This window comes from Luteibacter sp. SVR4-7G (assembly GCF_056755555.1).
Genome location: NZ_JBPGXO010000010.1, coordinates 53,188 through 71,743 on the forward strand (window position 1 = coordinate 53,188; position 18,556 = coordinate 71,743).

Genomic DNA, 18,556 nt, shown 5'->3' on the forward strand with positions numbered 1-18,556 from the left:
TGCTTCCGACTGACTGGAATTACATGGCCACGAAGCGGAAGGTCGCGCCGCTCGGCGCCACGGCGTCGGCCACGCGCTGCTGGTCGGCCTGGTCGCCGATGAACAGCACGATCACGTTCTTGAACGAGCCGGCGTTCGCGCCCTTGAAGGCCTCGACCATGAGGTCGGCGGTCTTGGCCGAATCCGGGCCGCCGAAGACGAGCATGTTGCCCGGGGTGACGCCGCGGGCGACCGTGCCCTGCACGTTCTCGAGCTGGCGGGCGCGGCCGTCCTGACCGGCCTGGTCGTCGCCGGCGGGCACGAAGTACGGGAACGGACGGTCAGCCGTCATGCCCTGCATGTTCTTGCGCACGATCTGGCCGAAGTACTGGCTCCAGGCCTTGGTATCGGACGGGTTGGTCGGCTTGGCGACGGCCGCTTCCTGCTGCGTGGCAGCCTGGTCGGTGTCTTCGGACTTGTTGCAGGCCGAGAGGGCCAGCGTGGCGGTCAGGGCCACGGACGCGGCGAGGATGAGCTTACGCATGATGATCACCTTTGGTTTCAAGAGTTGCGCCAGCGTTGGCGCATGGCCTGCTGCACCGCCGGATGCACGAATCCGGAAATGTCGCCACCAAGGCGACCGATTTCGCGCACGAGCGAGGAAGAGATGAAGCTGTATTGTTCCGCCGGCGTCAGGAACAGCGTCTCGGCCTGGGGAATCAGGTGACGGTTCATGCTGGCGAGCTGGAACTCGTATTCGAAGTCCGACACCGCGCGCAGCCCGCGCAGGATCACTCCCGCGCCGATCTGCGTGACGAAATCGGCAAGCAGGCAGTCGAAGCCGCGGACTTCCACATTGGGCAGGTCGGCGAGCGCCAGCCGCGCCAGCGCGATGCGTTCGCCGAGGCTGAAGCCGGGGCCCTTGCTCCGGCTCTCCGCCACGGCAACCACGATGCGGTCGAACAGCGGCGCAGCGCGGGACACGAGGTCGGCATGGCCGTTCGTGATGGGATCGAACGTGCCGGGATAGACGGCAAGTCGCGGATTGGCCGGCAGAGGGGTCATGTACGGGCGGATCAGGGAAACGCGGGCTAGCTTAACGGATCGGCCGGTGCGCGGCGATAGAGGGCGTAGGCGACCTCTCCGGCCTGCCCCTGACGGTGCGGGAGCCACGTGCCGGGAAGCGCGAAGACGGCACCGCGTGGCGCCTCCACGTAGATCCAGGCGCGCGGGGTCAGCCATCCGCCGTCCTCCAGCGATCGTGCAGTCTCCGCCCAGGCATCGAGGGCGAAGGGCGGATCCAGCAGCACCAGGTCGAACGGTTGCGCGGGGCCGCGCAACCAGCGGCCCGCGTCGTCGCAGACGACGTCCGCCGTTACCTTGAGTCGCACGAGGTTCGCCTTCAGCGCCGCGACGAGACGCGGCTCGCGTTCCACGAAGGTGACCGACGCGGCGCCGCGCGACAGCGCCTCGAGGCCCAGTGCCCCCGTACCGGCGTACAGATCCAGGCAACGGGCCCCCTCCACCACCGGCTGCAGCCAGTTGAACAGGGTCTCCCGCACGCGGTCCGTCGTGGGCCGCAGGCCCGGAAGGTCGGGCACTTCGATCCGCGAGTTGCGCAGGGAGCCGCCGATGACGCGGATGCGGCCGGACGCGGTCATCGCTCAGCGGCCAGTGAGGGCGAGGGTGATAGCATTCGCCTATTGTCTTTGAATCCCTCGCGCAATGCTCAAGTTCTGGAAGAAGAAGACCACCGAACCGGCTGCCACCGAGCCTGCGGCACCGGAAGACCGCGCCGACCTCGCTGCCGATCCCGCCTCGGCAGAATCCGGTACAGGCATTTCGGAAGCGCTGGCCGAAACCGCGCAGCCGGAGCCCGATGCGCCCGAGGTGGCGCCGGAACTGGAGGAATCCGCGGTCGTCGAGGCCGCTCGCGAGGCCGTGTCTCAGGAAGCGGAGCGTCCCGCGCGCCGCAGCTGGCGCGACCGCCTGTCCGGCAGCGGGTTCGCGAAGAGCCTCAGCTCCCTCTTCGTCCGTCATCCGAAGCTCGACGACGACCTGCTCGACGAGCTGGAAACCGCGCTCATCACCGCCGACGTGGGTGTCGACGCCAGCACGCGGCTGGTCGAGGACCTGCGCAGGCGCATGCACAAGCGCGAGTTCGCCGATGCCGGCGCACTGCTGAAGGCCCTGCGCACCGAGCTCGTCGCCCTCCTGAAGCCCGTCGAGCAGCCGCTCGACGTCGCCGCGCCGTCGCCGTTCGTGATCCTTACCGTGGGCATCAACGGCGTTGGCAAGACCACCACGATCGGCAAGCTCGCGCGGCGCTACGCCGACGAAGGCCGTAGCGTGATGCTCGCCGCCGGCGACACCTTCCGCGCGGCCGCCGTGGAGCAGTTGAAAACCTGGGGCGAGCGCAACAAGGTGCCCGTAGTCTCGCAGGGGCAAGACGCCGATTCGGCCAGCGTGATCTTCGACGCGCTGCAGGCCGCGCGGTCGCGTGGCACACAGGTCCTGATCGCCGACACCGCGGGCCGTTTGCACACCCAGGGTGGCCTGATGGACGAGCTGGGCAAGATCGGACGGGTCATGAAGAAGCTGGACGCCGGCGCGCCGCACGAGGTGCTGATGGTGATCGACGGCACGACCGGACAGAACGCGATAAGCCAGGTGCGCCAGTTCCGCGATACGGCGGGCGTTACCGGCCTGGTAGTGACCAAGCTCGACGGTACCGCCAAGGGCGGAGTGATGTTCGCACTGGCCCGGGAGTTCGGCCTGCCGATCCGTTACGTCGGCCTGGGCGAGACGGCCACCGACCTGCGCGTATTCGACGCCGAGGCGTTCGTGGATGGCCTGCTGCCAGCCAGCATCGGCGGCTGAGTGGCGATGAACCGTCCGCTGCGGATCGGTCTCTATACCGCCGCCGGCCTCGTCGTCGCCGTCCTGCTGGCGGCGTTCATCGCCACGTACGTGATGCTGCAACCGGAGCGTTTCACCTCGCTCCTCCAATCCCGCGCGCGCGCCGCGGGTCTCGAGCTTACCCTGGCCAACCCGGCGAGCCCGACCTTATGGCCGAAGCCCGCGCTGGAACTCGAGGGACTGACCGTACGCGCCAGCGCCGCCGACACGCCGTTGCTGGTGGCATCGCGCGGCAAGCTCGTCCTGCCCTGGCACACGCTGATCGGCGGGGAGGCACGCATTTCGCGACTGGAGGTGGAAGGTGCGCGGATCGACCTCGACGCACTCGCGGTTTACCTCGACACCCTTCCCTCGCGTCCGTCCACCGCCGGCGCGATCCTGCCCACCATCGACGCGGGCTTCCGCATCGAGCGCGGCACGCTCCTGCGCGGCAACCAGTTGCTTCTGTCGGACGTGGACATCGACGCCGGAAGACTCGCCAACCGGTTACCGTTCGCCGTTGCGCTGGCAGCCAGCACCGCCGACGGCACCGCCTACTCCCTGGAACTGGAGACGACGCCCTCGTTGTCGCGCGGCGTGCTGACGCTCGGCGATATCGAACTCGGCCTGTCCAGCGAGCCCCGCTTCGCCGCGCGCCTGCAGGGCAACGCCACCTGGCGCGGCGGCGCCGATGTGGGTGCCTCCCTCTCCGGGCGTGTGACCCGCGCAGCGGGTCCACCGTACGCCATGGCGCTCGACATCACGCCGGCAAACGAGCGGGATCCGCTCTACGTCGCCCTGAAGCTGGACGGCGAAAACGACCGTACCGATATTCGCATTCCGCCGATCGGATTCACCGAATGGTGGGGCGGCATCCAGGCCGGCGGTCCGCCGACGCTCCCGCCCTTGCTTGGCACCATCGAAGCGAAGGCGCTCGACATGGGCAACGTGCACGTGAAGGGCTTGCGCATCCGTGCGACGCCGCAGGCACCGGCCGCGGCGACATCCACCGCGAGCACGCCATGAACGCCTTTGCACGCGAACTGTTGCGCTGGTACGACCACCACGGACGCAAGGACCTGCCCTGGCAGCATCCGCGCGACGCATACCGGGTATGGTTGTCCGAGATCATGCTGCAGCAGACCCAGGTGATCACGGTCATCGGTTACTTCCAGCGCTTCGTCGACCGCCTGCCCACGCTCGCCTCACTGGCCGCTGCCGACGAGGACACCGTGCTGGCCCTGTGGTCCGGCCTCGGCTACTACCGCCGGGCGCGCTTCCTGCACCGAGCGGCGCAACTGTGCGTCGAACGCCACGGCGGCGAACTGCCGCGCGACCTCGACGCGTTGATGGCCCTGCCCGGCATCGGACGCTCCACGGCCGGCGCGATCCTGGCCCAGGCTCACGGGATGCGTTTCCCGATCCTCGACGGCAACGTCAAGCGCGTTCTCGCGCGCTACCACGGTATCGCCGGGTTTCCCGGCGAGAGCGCAATCGAGAAGCAACTGTGGCGTCACGCCGACGAGCACACGCCGGCGGAGCGAACCGCCGACTACACGCAGGCCATCATGGACCTCGGTGCCACCGTGTGCGTACGCGCGAAGCCGCTGTGCCTGCTCTGTCCGCAGGCGGCCACCTGCGTCGCTCACCGCGACGGGCTTACCGCGCTGCTGCCCACGGCGAAGCCGGGCAAGAAGATTCCCACGCGCTCGCTTGCCATGCTGCTCTTGCGCGACACGCGTGGACGCGTGCTGCTCGAGAAGCGCGGACCGCAAGGCGTCTGGTCGGGCCTGTGGAGTCTGCCCGAAGCGGTGGATCCCGACGCCGCCGATGCGGTGGCCTCGGGCCTCGCGCGCGTCGGCGAGGCCAGCCCGCTTCCTGCCTTTACTCACGTCTTCAGCCATTACAGGCTGGACGTGTCGCCTATCCTGTTCGACCATGCGGCCCCGCTCGCCGCCGTGGCGGACGGCGACGACCGCCGCTGGTGCGGCCGCGAGGAACTCGCCTCGCTCGGCCTGCCCGCTCCGGTGCGGACGCTGCTGACCAATCTTCCGGAGATCGATCCATGAGCCGCATGGTCCATTGCGTAAAACTCGGCCACGAGGCCGAAGGCCTCGATTTCGCGCCCTGGCCGGGCGAACTCGGCAAGCGCATCTACGAGAGCGTGTCGAAGGAAGCCTGGGCCAGGTGGCTCGCCCACCAGACCATGCTGATCAACGAGATGCGCCTGTCCCCGCTCGACCCGAACACGCGCAAGTTCCTCAGCGCGGAAATGGAAAAGTACTTCTTCGGCGGCGATGTGACCCAGCCCGCCGGATACGTTCCGCCCGAATCCGACGCTTGACGGCGACGCCCGCAACCGATTTAATACGCGGCTCCACTCGCCGCAACGATCGTTGCAGGCATCTGTGGCTCGGTAGCTCAGTTGGTAGAGCAGGGGATTGAAAATCCCCGTGTCGGCGGTTCGATTCCGTCCCGAGCCACCACATTCCCGACGCCTCTTCCCCTTTCGCCGGAAATCCTGCATGTTGCCTCATGCTGGATCAATCGGACTGAGACAGGGGAACCCATGCGCACCGCTCTACTCGTTTTCGTCGTCGGCCTTCTGGCCGCGTGCACGGCGCCCAGGCAGGTCACGCTTCCCAACGGCGACCAGGCCTATGTCATCTCCTGTGACTCGGGCTCGCAAGATATCGGCGACTGCTACAACAAAGCCTCGGGCCTGTGCCACGGACCTTATGAAGTCGTGGACCGCAGCGAGGGATCCCAGGTCAGTTACAGCGCCAGCCCGTTCAGATCGACCGGCGGCGTCATGCCGAAGCGGGACATCACGGTCGAATGCGGCAGCTGAGTTAGCGGCGGATGCGCTGACCCGAGCGCGCTAAGACGCGGCGGGCCGCGCCACGACCATCCAACCGCCCGAAAGCGTTTCTTTCAGCACCTCGACGCGCCTCATGCGTCCCGTCGTCACTGTAGACGCGGACGTCAGGGCGAACTCGACCGCCCGGCCTTCCGTGGGGAAGAGGTGCTTGGATCCGCCCGGGAGCACCACGCGCCAGATCCGCTCGTTGATGCCGGGATAAAAAATGAAGATGCGGAATGGCCTGCCTTCGTCATTCATACGCGGCGGCGCCGGCGGAGCTCCGCCCTCACGTCCCAGGAGTGCTCACCGACGTTTTTCACGGCACTGCGCAATGCCAGCTCGCTGACGCCGAGAACGCGCGTCCAGTAGCGGATGTCCGCCCGCAGGGTGACGTTCACCCTGGTCAGGTCGGTCGGCGCGGCGACGTATATCTCGTCGGTCATGGGCGAAGCCTCTTTCGAAGACCCACGGTTACCACGAAACCTGTTACGCGGACGTAAGTGGACAGGCTCGGATCGCATCACTTACCGGGCAACGAACGCATTCATTCGCCGGGTCCGCATGCGCGCAAGGCATCGTCGAGTACGGCGGACTCGTTGGCATGGCCCGGAGGCTGTCCCCCGTGCAGAAGCGCCCGGATGTGCGATTCCATCGCCCTTTGCAGCCGGTTGCGCGCCTCCTGCCCGCAAGGCGTGCGGGCTTTCCACGCCGACAGCGCCTGGGTATGACCGACGAGCCTGTCCAGGTACGGCTGACGATTCCCTTCCGGAGCGTTCAAGGCCTCGCCCATCTGCGTGTGCCAGCTGGCCAGGTCGCCGCGCAGTTCCGCCGTGTCGGCCGCAAGCGCCTTCGCATCCCTCTCGCGAGCGCGATGCGACGCTGTGAACGCGAGCATGGCCGTAGTCGCCGACGCGATGAAGGCGACCGCCACCACGATGAGCACGGTCTTGCCACCGTGCGACAGCTTTTCGGGATCGGCTTCTTTTTCCATGGGACGCGGTTTCGACGAATCGGGACCTGCCGGTATACCGCGTGCCCTCGCACGATGCAAAAGAGAGCGGACGAGAGCGCATGCGCCTGGCGAACCCGTCACGACAATGACCTCGTCACGCCGCTATAGTCGGTGGACCCGTTCAGCCGAAGCCGGTGCCCATGACTCGTCTCTCCCGAATCGCCCTTGCCTTCGCCCTTGCCACGTTAGCCCTGCCTTCCCTCGCCACGGACCTCAAGGTCATGACGTTCAACGTCCGTACGATGACCGGGAAGGACGGCCCAAACGGCTGGGAGTTCCGGCGGGATCTTTTCGCCGACACCATCCGCCAGATGCATCCCGACGTGATCGGCACGCAGGAGCTGTACAAGCAGCAGGGCGACGACACGGTGGCGCGCCTGCCCGAGTACACCTGGTTCGGTCGCGACCGTTACGGCAAGCACACCGACGAACACATGGGCATTTTCTATCGCAAGGACAGCCTGAAGCTCATAAAGTCCGGCGACTTCTGGTATTCCAGCACGCCGGACAAGCCGGCAAGCATGGACTGGGGCAACATCATGCCCCGCATGGTGAACTGGGCGCTGTTCGAGCGTCTGTCCGACCACAAGCGCTTCTACCTGCTGGACACCCACCTGCCCTACCGCGACCAGGACGAAGACATCCGCACGCGCTGCACGAAGCTGCTCGCGGAATGGATTGCCAGGCTGCCGAAGGGCGTGCCGGTGATCGTCACCGGCGACTTCAACACCGGGCCCGATGGCGAGTCGCACAAGGTGATCACGGCGTCACTGAAGGATGCCTGGGCTACCGCACCGAAACGTGAGGGTCCGGCCGAAACCTTCCACGATTTCACCGGCAGGGCGACCAAGCGCATCGACTGGATCCTTTCGAGTGGCGTGACCGCGACGGCCGTCCAGACAATCACCACGTCGAAGGATGGTCGCTATCCGTCGGACCACTTCCCGGTGCAGGCGGACTTCGACCTGTAAATGAAAGTGAGAGCGCTCCCACAGGTTCTTGCACACAGGCCTGCGGGCGCCGATGATGCCCGCACATCTCTTTGGGGATACACCATGCGCCGTCTGTTCGTTGCCGCACTATTAGCCGTCACCGCGCTCTGCGCGCATGCCGCCACGCCCGCGGCGGTCACGCCAGGTTCCTATTTCGACAACACCGGCCGCGACGACGTGTTGTCCGGTGGCCAGAAATCCATTGTCATCGACACGCCCAAGGGCAAGTTCCGGGTCTGGACCAAGCGGGTGGGCAACAATCCGACGATCAAGGTCCTGTTGCTGCACGGGGGACCGGGCGCCACGCACGAGTACTTCGAGGCCTTCGACAGCTACTTCCCCGGCGCGGGCATCGAGTATTACTACTACGACCAGCTGGGCTCGGCCTTCAGCGACAAGCCCACCGATCCCTCACTGTGGGAAATCCCGCGCTTCGTCGATGAAGTGGAACAGGTACGCAAGGCGTTGCACCTGGACAAGGACAACTTCTACCTCCTCGGCCATTCCTGGGGTGGCGTCCTCGCGATCGAGTACGCGTTGAAGTATCCGCAGCACCTCAAGGGCCTGGTCATTTCGAACATGATGGACAGCATCCCGGCGTACAACGACTACGCCAACAAGGTGCTGATGCCGTCCATGGATCCTAAGAAGCTCGCCGAGGTGAAGCGCCTCGAGAAGGAGCATAAGACCCAGGACCCGGCCTACATGGCCATCCTCATGCCCATGCATTACGAGAAGCACATCCTCCGGATGCCGGCGGCGCAGTGGCCGGACCCGGTGGAGCGGGCCTTCACGCACATCAACGAGCAGATCTACGTGTCCATGCAGGGGCCCAGCGAGCTCGGCGCCAGCGGCAAGCTGCTGCACTGGGACCGTAGCGAGGCCCTGAAGACCATCAAGGTGCCGACGCTGGTCATCGGCGCCCAGTACGACACCATGGATCCGAAATACATGGAGGCCATGGCGAAGAAGATGCCGGACGCCCGTTTCCTGCTCTGCCCGCAAGGCTCGCACCTGGCCATGTACGACGACCAGAAGACCTATTTCACCGGCCTGATCGGGTTCCTCAAGGATGTGGACGCGGGTAAGCCGTTGAAGTGAGGGGGGCCGGAAGGCGGTCTTCGCTCCTGAGACGCCTTTCTGGCAACATCGTCCGGTTATCGACGCGCCGTGGCGCGCCTGCCGGATGCACAAACCTATGAATTTGCAAGCCAATTACGAACAGATTCCGCTCAAGGAGTACGCCGAGCGGGCCTATCTCGACTACTCGATGTACGTGGTGCTGGACCGCGCCCTGCCCTTCGTGGGCGACGGCCTCAAACCGGTCCAGCGCCGCATCATCTACGCCATGAGCGAACTCGCGCTGGGCGCCGCCGCCAAGCCGAAGAAATCGGCGCGTACCATCGGCGACGTGATCGGCAAGTTCCACCCGCATGGCGACTCGGCCTGCTACGAGGCCATGGTGCTCATGGCCCAGCCGTTCTCCTACCGCTATCCGCTGGTGGACGGCCACGGCAACTTCGGTTCGCCCGACGATCCCAAGAGCTTCGCGGCCATGCGTTATACGGAGTCCCGGCTGACTCCGATCGCCGAGGTGCTGCTTTCCGAGCTGGGCCACGGCACCACCGACTGGGTCCCGAACTTCGACGGCACGCTGGAAGAACCCTCCTGGCTGCCCGCCCGCGTGCCGCACGTGCTGCTGAACGGCTCCATGGGCATCGCCGTGGGCATGGCCACCGACATCCCGCCGCACAACCTGCGCGAGATCGCCAGCGCCTGCATCCGCCTGCTCGACGATCCGGATGCCACCATCACCGACCTGTGCGAGCACGTGCAGGGTCCGGACTATCCGACCACGGCCGAAATCATCACGCCGCGCAAGGAAATCCTGGCGATGTACCAGAACGGCACGGGCTCCGTCCGTGCCCGGGCCGTGTACGAGCGCGACGACGGCAACATCGTGATCACCGCCCTGCCCCACCAGGTGTCCCCGTCGAAGATCCTCGAGCAGATCGCCGCGCAGATGCGCGCGAAGAAGCTGCCGATGCTGGAAGACCTGCGCGACGAGTCCGACCACGAGAACCCCATCCGCCTCGTGCTGGTGCCGCGCTCGAACCGCGTGGACGTGGACGAAATGATGCAGCACCTCTTCGCCACCACCGACCTGGAGAAGAGCTTCCGCATCAACCTGAACATGATCGGCCTCGACGGCCGTCCGCAGGTCAAGGATCTGAAAATGATCCTGGCCGAATGGCTGCGTTTCCGCACGGATACCGTCACCCGCCGCCTCAACCATCGCCTGGGCCGCGTCGAACGCCGCCTGCACATGCTCGAGGCGTTGCGCATCGCCTACCTCAACATCGACGAGGTGATCCGCATCGTCCGTACCGAGGAAGAGCCGAAGCCGGTGCTCATCGCCCGCTTCCGCCTCGACGAGGAACAGGCCGACTACATTCTCGAGACGAAGCTGCGCCAGCTGGCCCGGCTCGAGGAAATGAAGATCAACGAGGAACGCGACAAGCTCGAGGAAGAGCGCGCGCGCATCAACGTGCTGCTGAAATCGCCGGCCAAGCTCAAGGGCCTCATCAAGGAAGAGCTGCGCAGCGACGCCGAGAAATACGGCGACGAGCGCCGCTCGCCGCTGATCGAACGCAGCGTCGCCCAGGCGCTGGACGAGAGCGCGCTGGTCGCTTCCGAGCCGGTCACCGTGGTGCTCTCGCAGAAGGGCTGGGTGCGCGCGGGCAAGGGCCATGAAATCGACGGCGAGGCGCTCTCCTACCGCGACGGCGACAGCCTGCTGGCGATCTCCCGCGCACGTACGACGCAGCAGGTCGCGTTCATCGACTCGACCGGCCGTGCCTATGCCACGCCCGCGCACACGCTGCCTTCGGCACGCGGTAACGGCGAACCCCTCACCGGCCGCTTCAGCCCGCCGGCGGGCGCGCGTTTCGATGCCGTCGTCGCCGCGGATAACGATACGCGCATCATCCTCGCCACCGACTTCGGCTATGGCTTCGTGACCCGGTTCGAGGCGCTCACGGGCCGGCAGAAGGCCGGCAAGCAGATCATCACGCTGAGCGACGGCGCGCGCGTGGTCGCCCCGGCCATCACCGCCGATCCCTCGCGCGACCGCGTCGTGGTCGTCACCGGCGAAGGCCACCTCCTGATGTTCTCCGTGGCGGAGCTGCCCGAACTCGACAAGGGCAAGGGCAACAAACTGATCGAGATCCCGAAGGCGAAGCTGGCTTCGGGCGAGGAACGCGTCGTCGGCGTGGCGGTGGTCGCCGAGGGAAAGGGCGAGGTCACGCTTTACGCGGGACAGCGCAAGCTCACGCTGAAGTGGGCCGACCTCGTCGAGTACGGCGGCAACCGCGCCACCCGTGGTGGCGTGCTGCCGCGCGGATTGCGGCGCGTGGAGCGGATCGAGACGACGGGCTGACGAATGCGCAAGCCGTAGGAGCGCGCCTGCGCGTGCTGAGCCTTTGAGGCCGGGCCTTGGAGCTGGCGCGCGGGCGTCATGACTGCGGCGAAAGGATGTCGCGCGCAGGCGCGCTCCTACAGGCGCGTGACGCTCCAGGAGACCATGCGCCCGTCCTTGTACGGCATCACGCCGTGGAACGGGCGCGGGTCGGCGTCGAAGACCAGCGGCAGGAAGTGGCGGTCGCCCTCCCACATCGGCAGCGTGTCCAGGGCATCGACGGGCACCCACTCGAGCGCCCCTTCATGGTTCGACGCCAGCGGCGTGCCCTCGAAACGGGTGATGACGAAGATGAAGCCCAGCCAGTCCTCGCCATGCTTCCCGAAGCCCGGCCAGTTCAGCGTGCCGCGCAGGCTCATGTCCAGGCACTCGATCCCCGCCTCCTCGCGGATCTCGCGCCGCATGCACGAGGCGATGTCCTCGCCGGGCTCCATCTTGCCGCCCAGGCCGTTGTACTTCCCCAGGTGCTGGTCGTCGGCACGGGCGTTGCGGTGGATCATGAGGACGCGCTTGCCGTCCGGCGACAACACGTAACCGAGCGTGGCGACGATGGGCGTATAAGGCATGACGATGAGGAAGTGGAGGAAAAACCCGGGAGTTTACGCCTTGCGCCCGGAATCCGCCGCAGCGCAGCTTGCGCGGGGCGCCGCGCCCGGCGACCATCGGCAGATGCTCCATCCCAATTTCCGCCGCTTGTTCAGCCACGCCACGTTCCGCATCCTCGCCGCCGGCAGTATCGCCGCCCTGGCGGGCTGCGCGAGCCCGGCCGATGCCGTGGAAGGCCGCGACCTCGTCTTCGACAGCCAGTCCTATTTCGCCGTCACCGTCGACACGCGCAAGGAAGACATCGAGCTTTATTGGCGCAATCCGGACAGCGGCCAGCCCTTCGGTGGTCTCGAGGCGCTGAAGACCTGGACGGCGAGCAAGGGCCGCCCGCTGGCCTTCGCCACCAACGCGGGCATCTACGACCGCGAATTCAAGCCGCTCGGTCTTTACGTGGAGAACGGCAAGACCGTCGTCCCGCTCAACCTGGCGCACGGCAATCCGCGCTCTGGCAATTTCTCGCTGCTGCCCAACGGCGTCTTCGCCGTGTACGACGACGGCAGCACCGAGGTGCGCACCAGCGACGATTTTCGCGCCGCGGGACGCAAGCCGCGCTGGGCCACGCAGTCCGGTCCCATGCTGGTGATCGACGGCGAGATCAACACGCAGTTCGAGAATGGCTCGGACAGCATGAAGTGGCGAAGCGGCGTCTGTGCGAAAACGCCACGCGAGGTGGTCTTCGTCGTCAGCCGCGCGCCGGTGAACTTCCACAGTTTCGCCCGCCTCTTCCGCGACGAGATCGGCTGCCGGAATGCGCTGTTCCTCGACGGCAGCATTTCCCAGGCCTACACCCCCGAGGCCGGCTATATGGGAGCGCCTGCGTTCATGACGAAGCCATATGCCGGCATCATCGCGGCGTTTCCGAAGAAACGATGATGCCGGACAGTCCGGCGCGCTCCCCTATCGTGTCTCGCGCCATGAGTGGCAGTTTCCCGGGGTAACGAGGCAGCGCAAGGGTGAGTATTCGGCGATGGCGAAATCGGACGGCCGCTCTATGAGGTCTCCGCCGTCCAGCCACGATGGACGGGGTTTTCCTTTGAGGACGAACCTGTCCCAGATCGCATCCGAAAAAGCCGCGTGCCCATGGGAATGCATCCTCAGCTGGTCGTTGAAGACGCCCGGACCCGTCACCCTCGATATCTCGCGCATATATTCCAGGAACGACGAACTTGGGATGGTTCCAGCGACGACGTAGGGCCGTTCGCTCAGCGCGCCACGGGAAAGATCGAATCGTCTTGCCTGCTCGTCGAGCAGCCGGAGGAAGAATGGGTTGTCAGGATGGGAGGCAAAGACGTCGGTGTTGAATTGCCCATCCATACCCAGCGTAGGATTCTGGGTCACCCCGCCGGTAAGCACTTCGTCCGCCTTTGCCTTCAGCGGCACGACGCCGAACCCGGGGGTCAATGCGTCGTCCGTGTCCAGGTACATGCCACCCTCCTTATATTGGATGTAGTTCCTCAGGATATCGCCGGCGGCAGGCAGATCTCGCTTAGACCTATCGTTGGCCTGGAAGAATTCGAACACCTTGGCGTACCTGGTCGACTTGAATTCCCGGAACATATCGCTCTTACGCAGATCCACGATCCCCACATGCGGCAGTAGCGCACGCAGCGACGCCATGGCTTCCGGCGTTTCATCGTCGAGCAATACGTACAATATGACTTGGTAACCTCGTCGCTTGGCGATGGACGCGTTAGCATTCATGACATCGGCCAGCAGGTCGCCGCTGATGCCGTTCGCGCGATTCGTCAGGAGCGCATCCTTATCGCCCAGCCAGATCTGGTTTATGTGCCTGGGGATCTCGCTACGTGTACCGGGAGTAGGAACAGGCCACGCCACGAGATCGCGGCTCAGGCCGAATTGCCGCATGGCTGCCCTCTTCTCAGCGGCGTCTGCAAGGGGCGGCGGCAAGCTGGGCCCGCCAAGGGATGACGGCTCCAGGACGGTATACCGCCATGTCCGCGCACTCTCGTCGTACTCCACATAACGACCGCTCGGCGTTTTCCATTTGCAGACCGACAGATCGAAGGTGATGCTGGTGGATGCGAGATCTTCCAGAACGATCTGGATGGTTCCATCATGGGCCTGTCCGGGGATGCCTTTCAGGTGTCCCGTGCCCCAATGGGGTTCGCCCCAGGCGAGCGGCGCAGGCCGCTCGGGAGGACGGCCGGAAGATGTCTTCGCCGCAACCAATCGGGGCTCGGATGACTTTGCCGGCTTGCGCAAAGCCTTGCCTCCGCTGAGCAACCCTCCTTCGTCGCGTTGCCACCGCCCGTGCCGGTACACCACCCGCACATTGAAAGCACGAGAACGCGCGGGATCGCGCACGCGTACCGTTACCCAGCCATCGTCGGAAAACACCTCGAACACCCCGCCTCGTTCCGCGATGTAGGTCTTCCCGCCGCTTTCATAGAACTGTCCCGCAGTCGCCTTGCCGGGCCGGTTGGGCATCCGCGTCAACTGCTCCAGGGTAATGGCCGTCTGCGAAAACTCGGCATTGAGGCTACCGTCGGGGTCGAATCCCTTGATTCGCCGCACCGCCGTTTCGATCGCTTCGCTCGCCTCGTCCACGCTCGCGAAGTGGCTCTTCTGCGCCAGTCTCAGCAGGTACTTCGGCTGAAATACCTTCAGCCCCTGGCCGACCTCAAACGCGTCCGCCCAGAGGAAGGCCACGTCCCACAGGGCAGCGGTGCTGCGACCGCGTTGCAGGTTCTCGATGGCGCTGCTCAGATCGACGCCCATGAGGGTTGCCGTCCCGATCGCGCATAGCGCCGCTCCCGCGCCTCCCGTAGCGGCGGTGCATATGCCGAACGTGGCAAAGCGGACGCCCTTGATGACCTGCTCCCGGATCACTTCACCCCGGCTGGTCGTTGCTTCGTCCGCGTCACTTATCAGGTCACGCAGCGATTCGTCGCACCCGGCCCTGAAATCCTGGATCGGCGCGTAGGAGGTGCTGAAACCCGCTGAATAAGGAGCGCCGAGCGCGCCTTCAATCACGTTGCGGTCGCGCGCCAGTGACCTGTCGGCAAGGTATTGCTTGAATTCGCTCGTCCTGAGAAGGCTCAGGAAATGAGCATCCTGCTTGTAGACGACCCGCCCGAAAGGCCCCTCTGGCACGAAGATGAAACTGTCGCGCAGGAGTTCCTTGCTGTCCGGTCCCGCGGGCCACTTCCGCGAAACCACCCATACGCCGGAAATTCGCTTGCCAGCCAGCCGGAACCCGGCGATCTCCACCTCGGGCCGGGAGATGCTTCCAGGCAACGCAGCCAGCGTGTCCTTCAGCCACCGATAATCGTAGGGGTTGAGATGGCCCTTGGAGTGCTCGATGGCGGCCGCCAGTTGCATCTCCAGTATCTGCGTGGCCACGCGAAGATCCTGCGAGGTTTGCCGGCGAGGATCGTCAGGATCGAGCAACGCCTCCACGGTCTTGATGTAATCGCTCCCTGCGTACGTCCGCCGCAGGTTGAGCATGACGCTCAGTTTGACGTCGGATGCATTCAGCCGGGCGGCGATCGAAGAATCGCTGGAGCTCAGCGTGGCATCGCGCTCGAAATCGGTGTTCTCGGCAAAGAAATTGTCGCCGTGCTTGCGGTAACCGTCGAGAACCCAATCGGTCCACTTCAGGTGCCGGCCCTTGTAGTCGATGAAGATCGTATCCGGGTCCACCTCGCGATCATCCGGAACAAGCTTCTCCTTGTGGAAGAACGCCGTTAACTTCTGGCGCTCCTTGCGCCGGGTGAATTCCCTGAGCGTCGGCAGGTGCTGCTCGTTGAACGCCCGGTTCTTCGCCGCCACCGCGTTGTAACGGGCGAGCAGCAGGGGTAGTTCAGGGACCCTCGACAGTTGCTCGAGGCCCGCCAGCATCAGGTCCGTTTTTCCCTCTGACCACCTGCGCAGGTTGTCGCGGAAACGGTGGCCGGGATAGGGATTGAACTGCAGATTGTCGCCCCAGGACGCCGGCTTGTTGCAGATGCCTTCGAAGAACTGCGCCACCACCGTCTCCCGTCCCGCTGCCGACGCAGCGAGAGCGACCTGCCTGAGAGATGACGAGGGGTTGTCGCCTGCGGGCGCCGGAGACGGGCTGGCGGCGCAGAGGCTGCTGCGCTCGCCCGCGGCAGCCTGACTCAGCCGGTGGATGTCCAGGTATTGGAAGAAGTCCTGCCGCTCGTCGAACAAAGACTGGCCGCTCCCGGGCCGATAGAGCACGGCGCCGTCTTCATTCCCTTTCGCGTCGCTGCGGAGGAAGACCAGCCACTGCGGCAGTACGACGGATTCCCCGCCAGGCCCTGTCGAAAGCGTCAGCGTGCCGGCCCGGACGGAGGCGGAGTCGTTCATGGCCTCGAGGACGATATCGAGGCCCTTGATCGAGGCCTCCCGTCCACCGGTGAGGTGCCCCTTCAGCTTCGCCTCCAGGACGGCTTTGCGGAATTCCGCCTCGACGAGGGCCGCGTATCCGTCCTGAAAGCCCGATCGCTGCGTCCTGAAGCGTTCAAGCCGTTCCGTCATGGACATCCGGCAGGATGGCTCGGCGAATAGGCCCACGATGATCCGCTGATGCGCATCCGGCACGGCTTGCTCCGCATGCTTCACCGTGGCCTGCGAGACATCCATGCCCGCGCCCGTGCCCAGGCAGGCGTTCGCCAGGGAAAGTTGGTAAATGACCGGAATCCGTATGTCACCCACCTCGACGACCTGGTCGAGAGATAACCGATAGTCCTCGGGATCGCCGTCGACGTCGTGCTGCCGAAGCGCCTGCCGGAAGTGTGCCTGAGCGGTTCGATCCGGGCTTCCGGGAAAATCGCGCAACGCCTGGTACCTGTCGCCGACGGCCGCCGCGTCATCGAGCCAGCGCTTCTGCTCCGGCTCGGAAGCCCGGGCGAGCCAGTGCATGTCGTGATCGCGATTCCAGTACCGTTGCAGGGCCTCGAAGGTCCGGCGTTCATCGGCGATGTCCGCAGGCGAGGCGGCCTGCACGCCGGTCGCCACGACGTCCGGGCCCGCGGCGGCTATGGGCAGCGGTATCTCTTCGTTCCCGCTCGCAGCGCGGCCGGTCATACCCGGGACAACCGCAAGCGACATGATGAGGATGCCGGTCGGCAATATCGGGCGAGCCCTGTACATGTCGTACTCCTTCCTTGGTAGAAGGGACGATATGAAACCGGCTTCGGGTTGTATGCAGGACTATTCCGACAAGAGCGGCGATGACGCTCCAGCCGTACGGAGCATCAGGACATCACGCCAGCATGCGCAGGCAGATCGCCTCATAGAGATCCGGCAACCGCTCGAGATCGGCGATGGACACGCATTCGTCCACTTTGTGGATCGTGGCATTGACCGGACCCAGTTCGATCACCTCGGCACCCATCGGCGCGATGAAGCGGCCGTCGGAAGTACCGCCCCCCGTGCTCTGCTCCGGATCGATGCCGCAAAGCTCGCGGCACACGCCGAGCACGGTCTCGCGCAGTCGGCCTCCCGGGGCAGCGAGGAACGGGTGGCCGGAGAGGTGCCAGTCGATGGCGAAGTCCACGCCATGCGCACGAAGGATGGCTTCCGTCCTTTCGCGAAGATCTCCGGCGGTGCTCGCCGTGGAGAAACGGAAGTTGATCAGCGCAACCAATTCGCCCGGGATGACGTTGTTCGCGCCCGTGCCTGCGTTGATGTTCGACACCTGGAACGAGGTGGGCGGAAAATCGGCGTTGCCTGCATCCCAGTGTTCCGCCACGAGCGCCGCGAGCGCCGGAGCAAAAGCGTGGATTGGATTGCGCGCCTTCTCCGGGTAGGCTACATGGCCTTGTACCCCGCGCACCGTGAGTGTGGCGGACAGTGAGCCGCGGCGCCCCACGCGGATCAGGTCGCCGAGCTTCGCCTTCGCAGACGGCTCGCCGACCACACAGGCATCGATGCGCTGCCCCGTGCGCTCGAAATGCGTGACGACTTCGCGCACGCCATGCAGCGCCACGCCCTCCTCGTCGCTGGTGAGCAGCAGGCCGACGGTGCCGGCATGATCGGGATGCGCGGCGACGAAGCGTTCCAGGGCTACGACCATGGCGGCCACGGAACCCTTCATGTCGGCCGCGCCGCGTCCATAGAGCAGCCCGTCGCGCTCGGTCGGCTCGAACGGCGGCGAAGCCCAGCGATCCTCCGGCCCGGTCGGCACCACGTCGGTGTGGCCGAGGAAGGCGACCACGGGCCCATCGCTGCCGTGGGTTGCCCAGAGGTTGTCCACGTCGCCGAAGCGCAGCTGCTCGATGCGGAAACCGAGCCGCTCGAGTCTCGCCGCGATCAACGGCAGGCAGCCCGCGTCGTCCGGCGTCACCGAGCGGCGGCGGATGAGGTCGCATGTAAGCGCCAGGACGGGCGACATGGCAGGCGCGGTCACTTTCCGAACCGCTTCTTGAACGCGTTATCGGTGAAGCCGACGGAGACCTCGTCGCCGTCCACCACCACCGGCCGCTTGATCAAGGCCGGATATTCCTTCAACAGCAAGGTCCACTCCGGGTCCGTCCGCGGGTCCTTCCGCTGCGGCAGCAAGGTACGCCACGTCGTGGACGCCTTGTTCACCAGCTTCTCCCATCCGCCGAGCTTCTCCGCCCACGCGTTCAGCGTGGCCGAAGGCACGGGCGTCGCGCGGTAATCGACGAACTCGTGCGCCACGTCGAAGCGGGTGAGCCAGTTGCGCGCCTTCTTGCAGGTATCGCAGGTGGGCAGGCCGTAGACCGTGATCGCCATGG

General features: G+C 65.7%; 19 protein-coding genes and 1 tRNA gene. 10 read left to right on the forward strand and 10 right to left on the reverse strand.

Annotated features, from left to right (window positions below):
• Positions 1-19: 19 nt before the first annotated feature.
• From ACR9ZH_RS05765 to rsmD, 3 genes are read right to left on the reverse strand one after another with little or no spacing between them, the layout of a single operon-like run.
• Positions 20-523, reverse strand: a complete 504-nt coding sequence (locus ACR9ZH_RS05765) for a hypothetical protein (protein WP_481289808.1) — start codon at positions 521-523, stop codon at positions 20-22.
• Between the two features lie 17 nt (positions 524-540).
• Positions 541-1,044, reverse strand: coding sequence for a pantetheine-phosphate adenylyltransferase (coaD, locus tag ACR9ZH_RS05770; protein WP_481289809.1), 504 nt, complete (start codon positions 1,042-1,044; stop codon positions 541-543).
• A gap of 26 nt (positions 1,045-1,070) precedes the next feature.
• Positions 1,071-1,640, reverse strand: coding sequence for a 16S rRNA (guanine(966)-N(2))-methyltransferase RsmD (rsmD, locus tag ACR9ZH_RS05775; protein ID WP_481289810.1), 570 nt, complete (start codon positions 1,638-1,640; stop codon positions 1,071-1,073).
• A gap of 64 nt (positions 1,641-1,704) precedes the next feature.
• Between rsmD and ftsY the strand changes: the two genes are divergently transcribed.
• The 6 genes from ftsY to ACR9ZH_RS05805 all read left to right on the forward strand — a co-directional run bounded on the left by ftsY (position 1,705) and on the right by ACR9ZH_RS05805 (position 5,728).
• Entirely contained in the window at positions 1,705-2,859 is a 1,155-nt protein-coding gene (gene ftsY, locus ACR9ZH_RS05780) for a signal recognition particle-docking protein FtsY (RefSeq protein ID WP_481289811.1), read from the forward strand.
• 6 nt (positions 2,860-2,865) lie between these two features.
• Positions 2,866-3,903 carry an AsmA family protein gene (locus tag ACR9ZH_RS05785; RefSeq protein WP_481289812.1) on the forward strand — a complete coding sequence of 346 codons (1,038 nt, stop codon included), beginning with the start codon at positions 2,866-2,868 and terminating at the stop codon, positions 3,901-3,903.
• Positions 3,900-4,946 (forward strand): A/G-specific adenine glycosylase, encoded by a 1,047-nt coding sequence (gene mutY / locus ACR9ZH_RS05790; protein WP_481289813.1) that lies wholly within the window; start codon positions 3,900-3,902, stop codon positions 4,944-4,946. The genes ACR9ZH_RS05785 and mutY overlap by 4 nt, the downstream gene beginning before the upstream one ends.
• Positions 4,943-5,221 carry an oxidative damage protection protein gene (locus ACR9ZH_RS05795; protein WP_481289814.1) on the forward strand — a complete coding sequence of 93 codons (279 nt, stop codon included), beginning with the start codon at positions 4,943-4,945 and terminating at the stop codon, positions 5,219-5,221. The genes mutY and ACR9ZH_RS05795 overlap by 4 nt, the downstream gene beginning before the upstream one ends.
• 66 nt (positions 5,222-5,287) lie before the next feature.
• Positions 5,288-5,363, forward strand: a tRNA-Phe gene (locus ACR9ZH_RS05800).
• 83 nt (positions 5,364-5,446) lie between these two features.
• Positions 5,447-5,728 (forward strand): hypothetical protein, encoded by a 282-nt coding sequence (locus ACR9ZH_RS05805; RefSeq protein ID WP_481289815.1) that lies wholly within the window; start codon positions 5,447-5,449, stop codon positions 5,726-5,728.
• Positions 5,729-5,758: 30 nt separating this feature from the next.
• On the opposite strand, the gene ACR9ZH_RS05810 is transcribed toward ACR9ZH_RS05805, so the two are convergent.
• From ACR9ZH_RS05810 to ACR9ZH_RS05820, 3 genes are all read right to left on the reverse strand, one after another.
• Positions 5,759-5,998, reverse strand: a complete 240-nt coding sequence (locus ACR9ZH_RS05810) for a hypothetical protein (RefSeq protein WP_481289816.1) — start codon at positions 5,996-5,998, stop codon at positions 5,759-5,761.
• Entirely contained in the window at positions 5,995-6,183 is a 189-nt protein-coding gene (locus ACR9ZH_RS05815; RefSeq protein WP_481289817.1) for a DUF3606 domain-containing protein, read from the reverse strand. Before ACR9ZH_RS05815 ends, ACR9ZH_RS05810 begins: the two co-directional genes overlap by 4 nt.
• Before the next feature lie 101 nt (positions 6,184-6,284).
• Entirely contained in the window at positions 6,285-6,731 is a 447-nt protein-coding gene (locus ACR9ZH_RS05820) for a hypothetical protein (RefSeq protein ID WP_481289818.1), read from the reverse strand.
• A gap of 161 nt (positions 6,732-6,892) precedes the next feature.
• On the opposite strand from ACR9ZH_RS05820, the gene ACR9ZH_RS05825 reads away from it, so the two are divergent.
• The 3 genes from ACR9ZH_RS05825 (at position 6,893) to parC (ending at position 11,183) form a co-directional block, all read left to right on the forward strand.
• The gene (locus ACR9ZH_RS05825; protein WP_481289819.1) at positions 6,893-7,723 is read left to right on the forward strand and encodes an endonuclease/exonuclease/phosphatase family protein; all 831 of its coding nucleotides are present in this window, start codon (positions 6,893-6,895) and stop codon (positions 7,721-7,723) included.
• A gap of 84 nt (positions 7,724-7,807) precedes the next feature.
• Complete coding sequence (locus tag ACR9ZH_RS05830) at positions 7,808-8,845, forward strand: proline iminopeptidase-family hydrolase (RefSeq protein WP_481289820.1); 1,038 nt, start codon at positions 7,808-7,810, stop codon at positions 8,843-8,845.
• Positions 8,846-8,942: 97 nt separating this feature from the next.
• Positions 8,943-11,183, forward strand: coding sequence for a DNA topoisomerase IV subunit A (gene parC / locus ACR9ZH_RS05835; RefSeq protein ID WP_481289821.1), 2,241 nt, complete (start codon positions 8,943-8,945; stop codon positions 11,181-11,183).
• 116 nt (positions 11,184-11,299) lie between these two features.
• Here the strand turns inward: parC and ACR9ZH_RS05840 are convergent, their stop codons facing one another.
• The gene (locus tag ACR9ZH_RS05840) at positions 11,300-11,788 is read right to left on the reverse strand and encodes an NUDIX hydrolase (RefSeq protein WP_481289822.1); all 489 of its coding nucleotides are present in this window, start codon (positions 11,786-11,788) and stop codon (positions 11,300-11,302) included.
• A gap of 40 nt (positions 11,789-11,828) precedes the next feature.
• On the opposite strand from ACR9ZH_RS05840, the gene ACR9ZH_RS05845 reads away from it, so the two are divergent.
• The gene (locus ACR9ZH_RS05845; RefSeq protein ID WP_481289823.1) at positions 11,829-12,701 is read left to right on the forward strand and encodes a phosphodiester glycosidase family protein; all 873 of its coding nucleotides are present in this window, start codon (positions 11,829-11,831) and stop codon (positions 12,699-12,701) included.
• Between the two features lie 24 nt (positions 12,702-12,725).
• Here the strand turns inward: ACR9ZH_RS05845 and ACR9ZH_RS05850 are convergent, their stop codons facing one another.
• The 3 genes from ACR9ZH_RS05850 to ACR9ZH_RS05860 form a co-directional block, all read right to left on the reverse strand.
• On the reverse strand, positions 12,726-16,946 hold the full coding sequence (locus ACR9ZH_RS05850) for a hypothetical protein (RefSeq protein ID WP_481289824.1): 4,221 nt from the start codon (positions 16,944-16,946) through the stop codon (positions 12,726-12,728).
• 112 nt (positions 16,947-17,058) lie between these two features.
• Positions 17,059-18,189: a succinyl-diaminopimelate desuccinylase gene (gene dapE / locus ACR9ZH_RS05855; protein WP_481289825.1), complete on the reverse strand. Its 1,131-nt coding sequence runs from the start codon at positions 18,187-18,189 to the stop codon at positions 17,059-17,061.
• Positions 18,190-18,200: 11 nt separating this feature from the next.
• Entirely contained in the window at positions 18,201-18,554 is a 354-nt protein-coding gene (locus tag ACR9ZH_RS05860) for a Spx/MgsR family RNA polymerase-binding regulatory protein (RefSeq protein ID WP_481289826.1), read from the reverse strand.
• Positions 18,555-18,556: the final 2 nt, after the last annotated feature.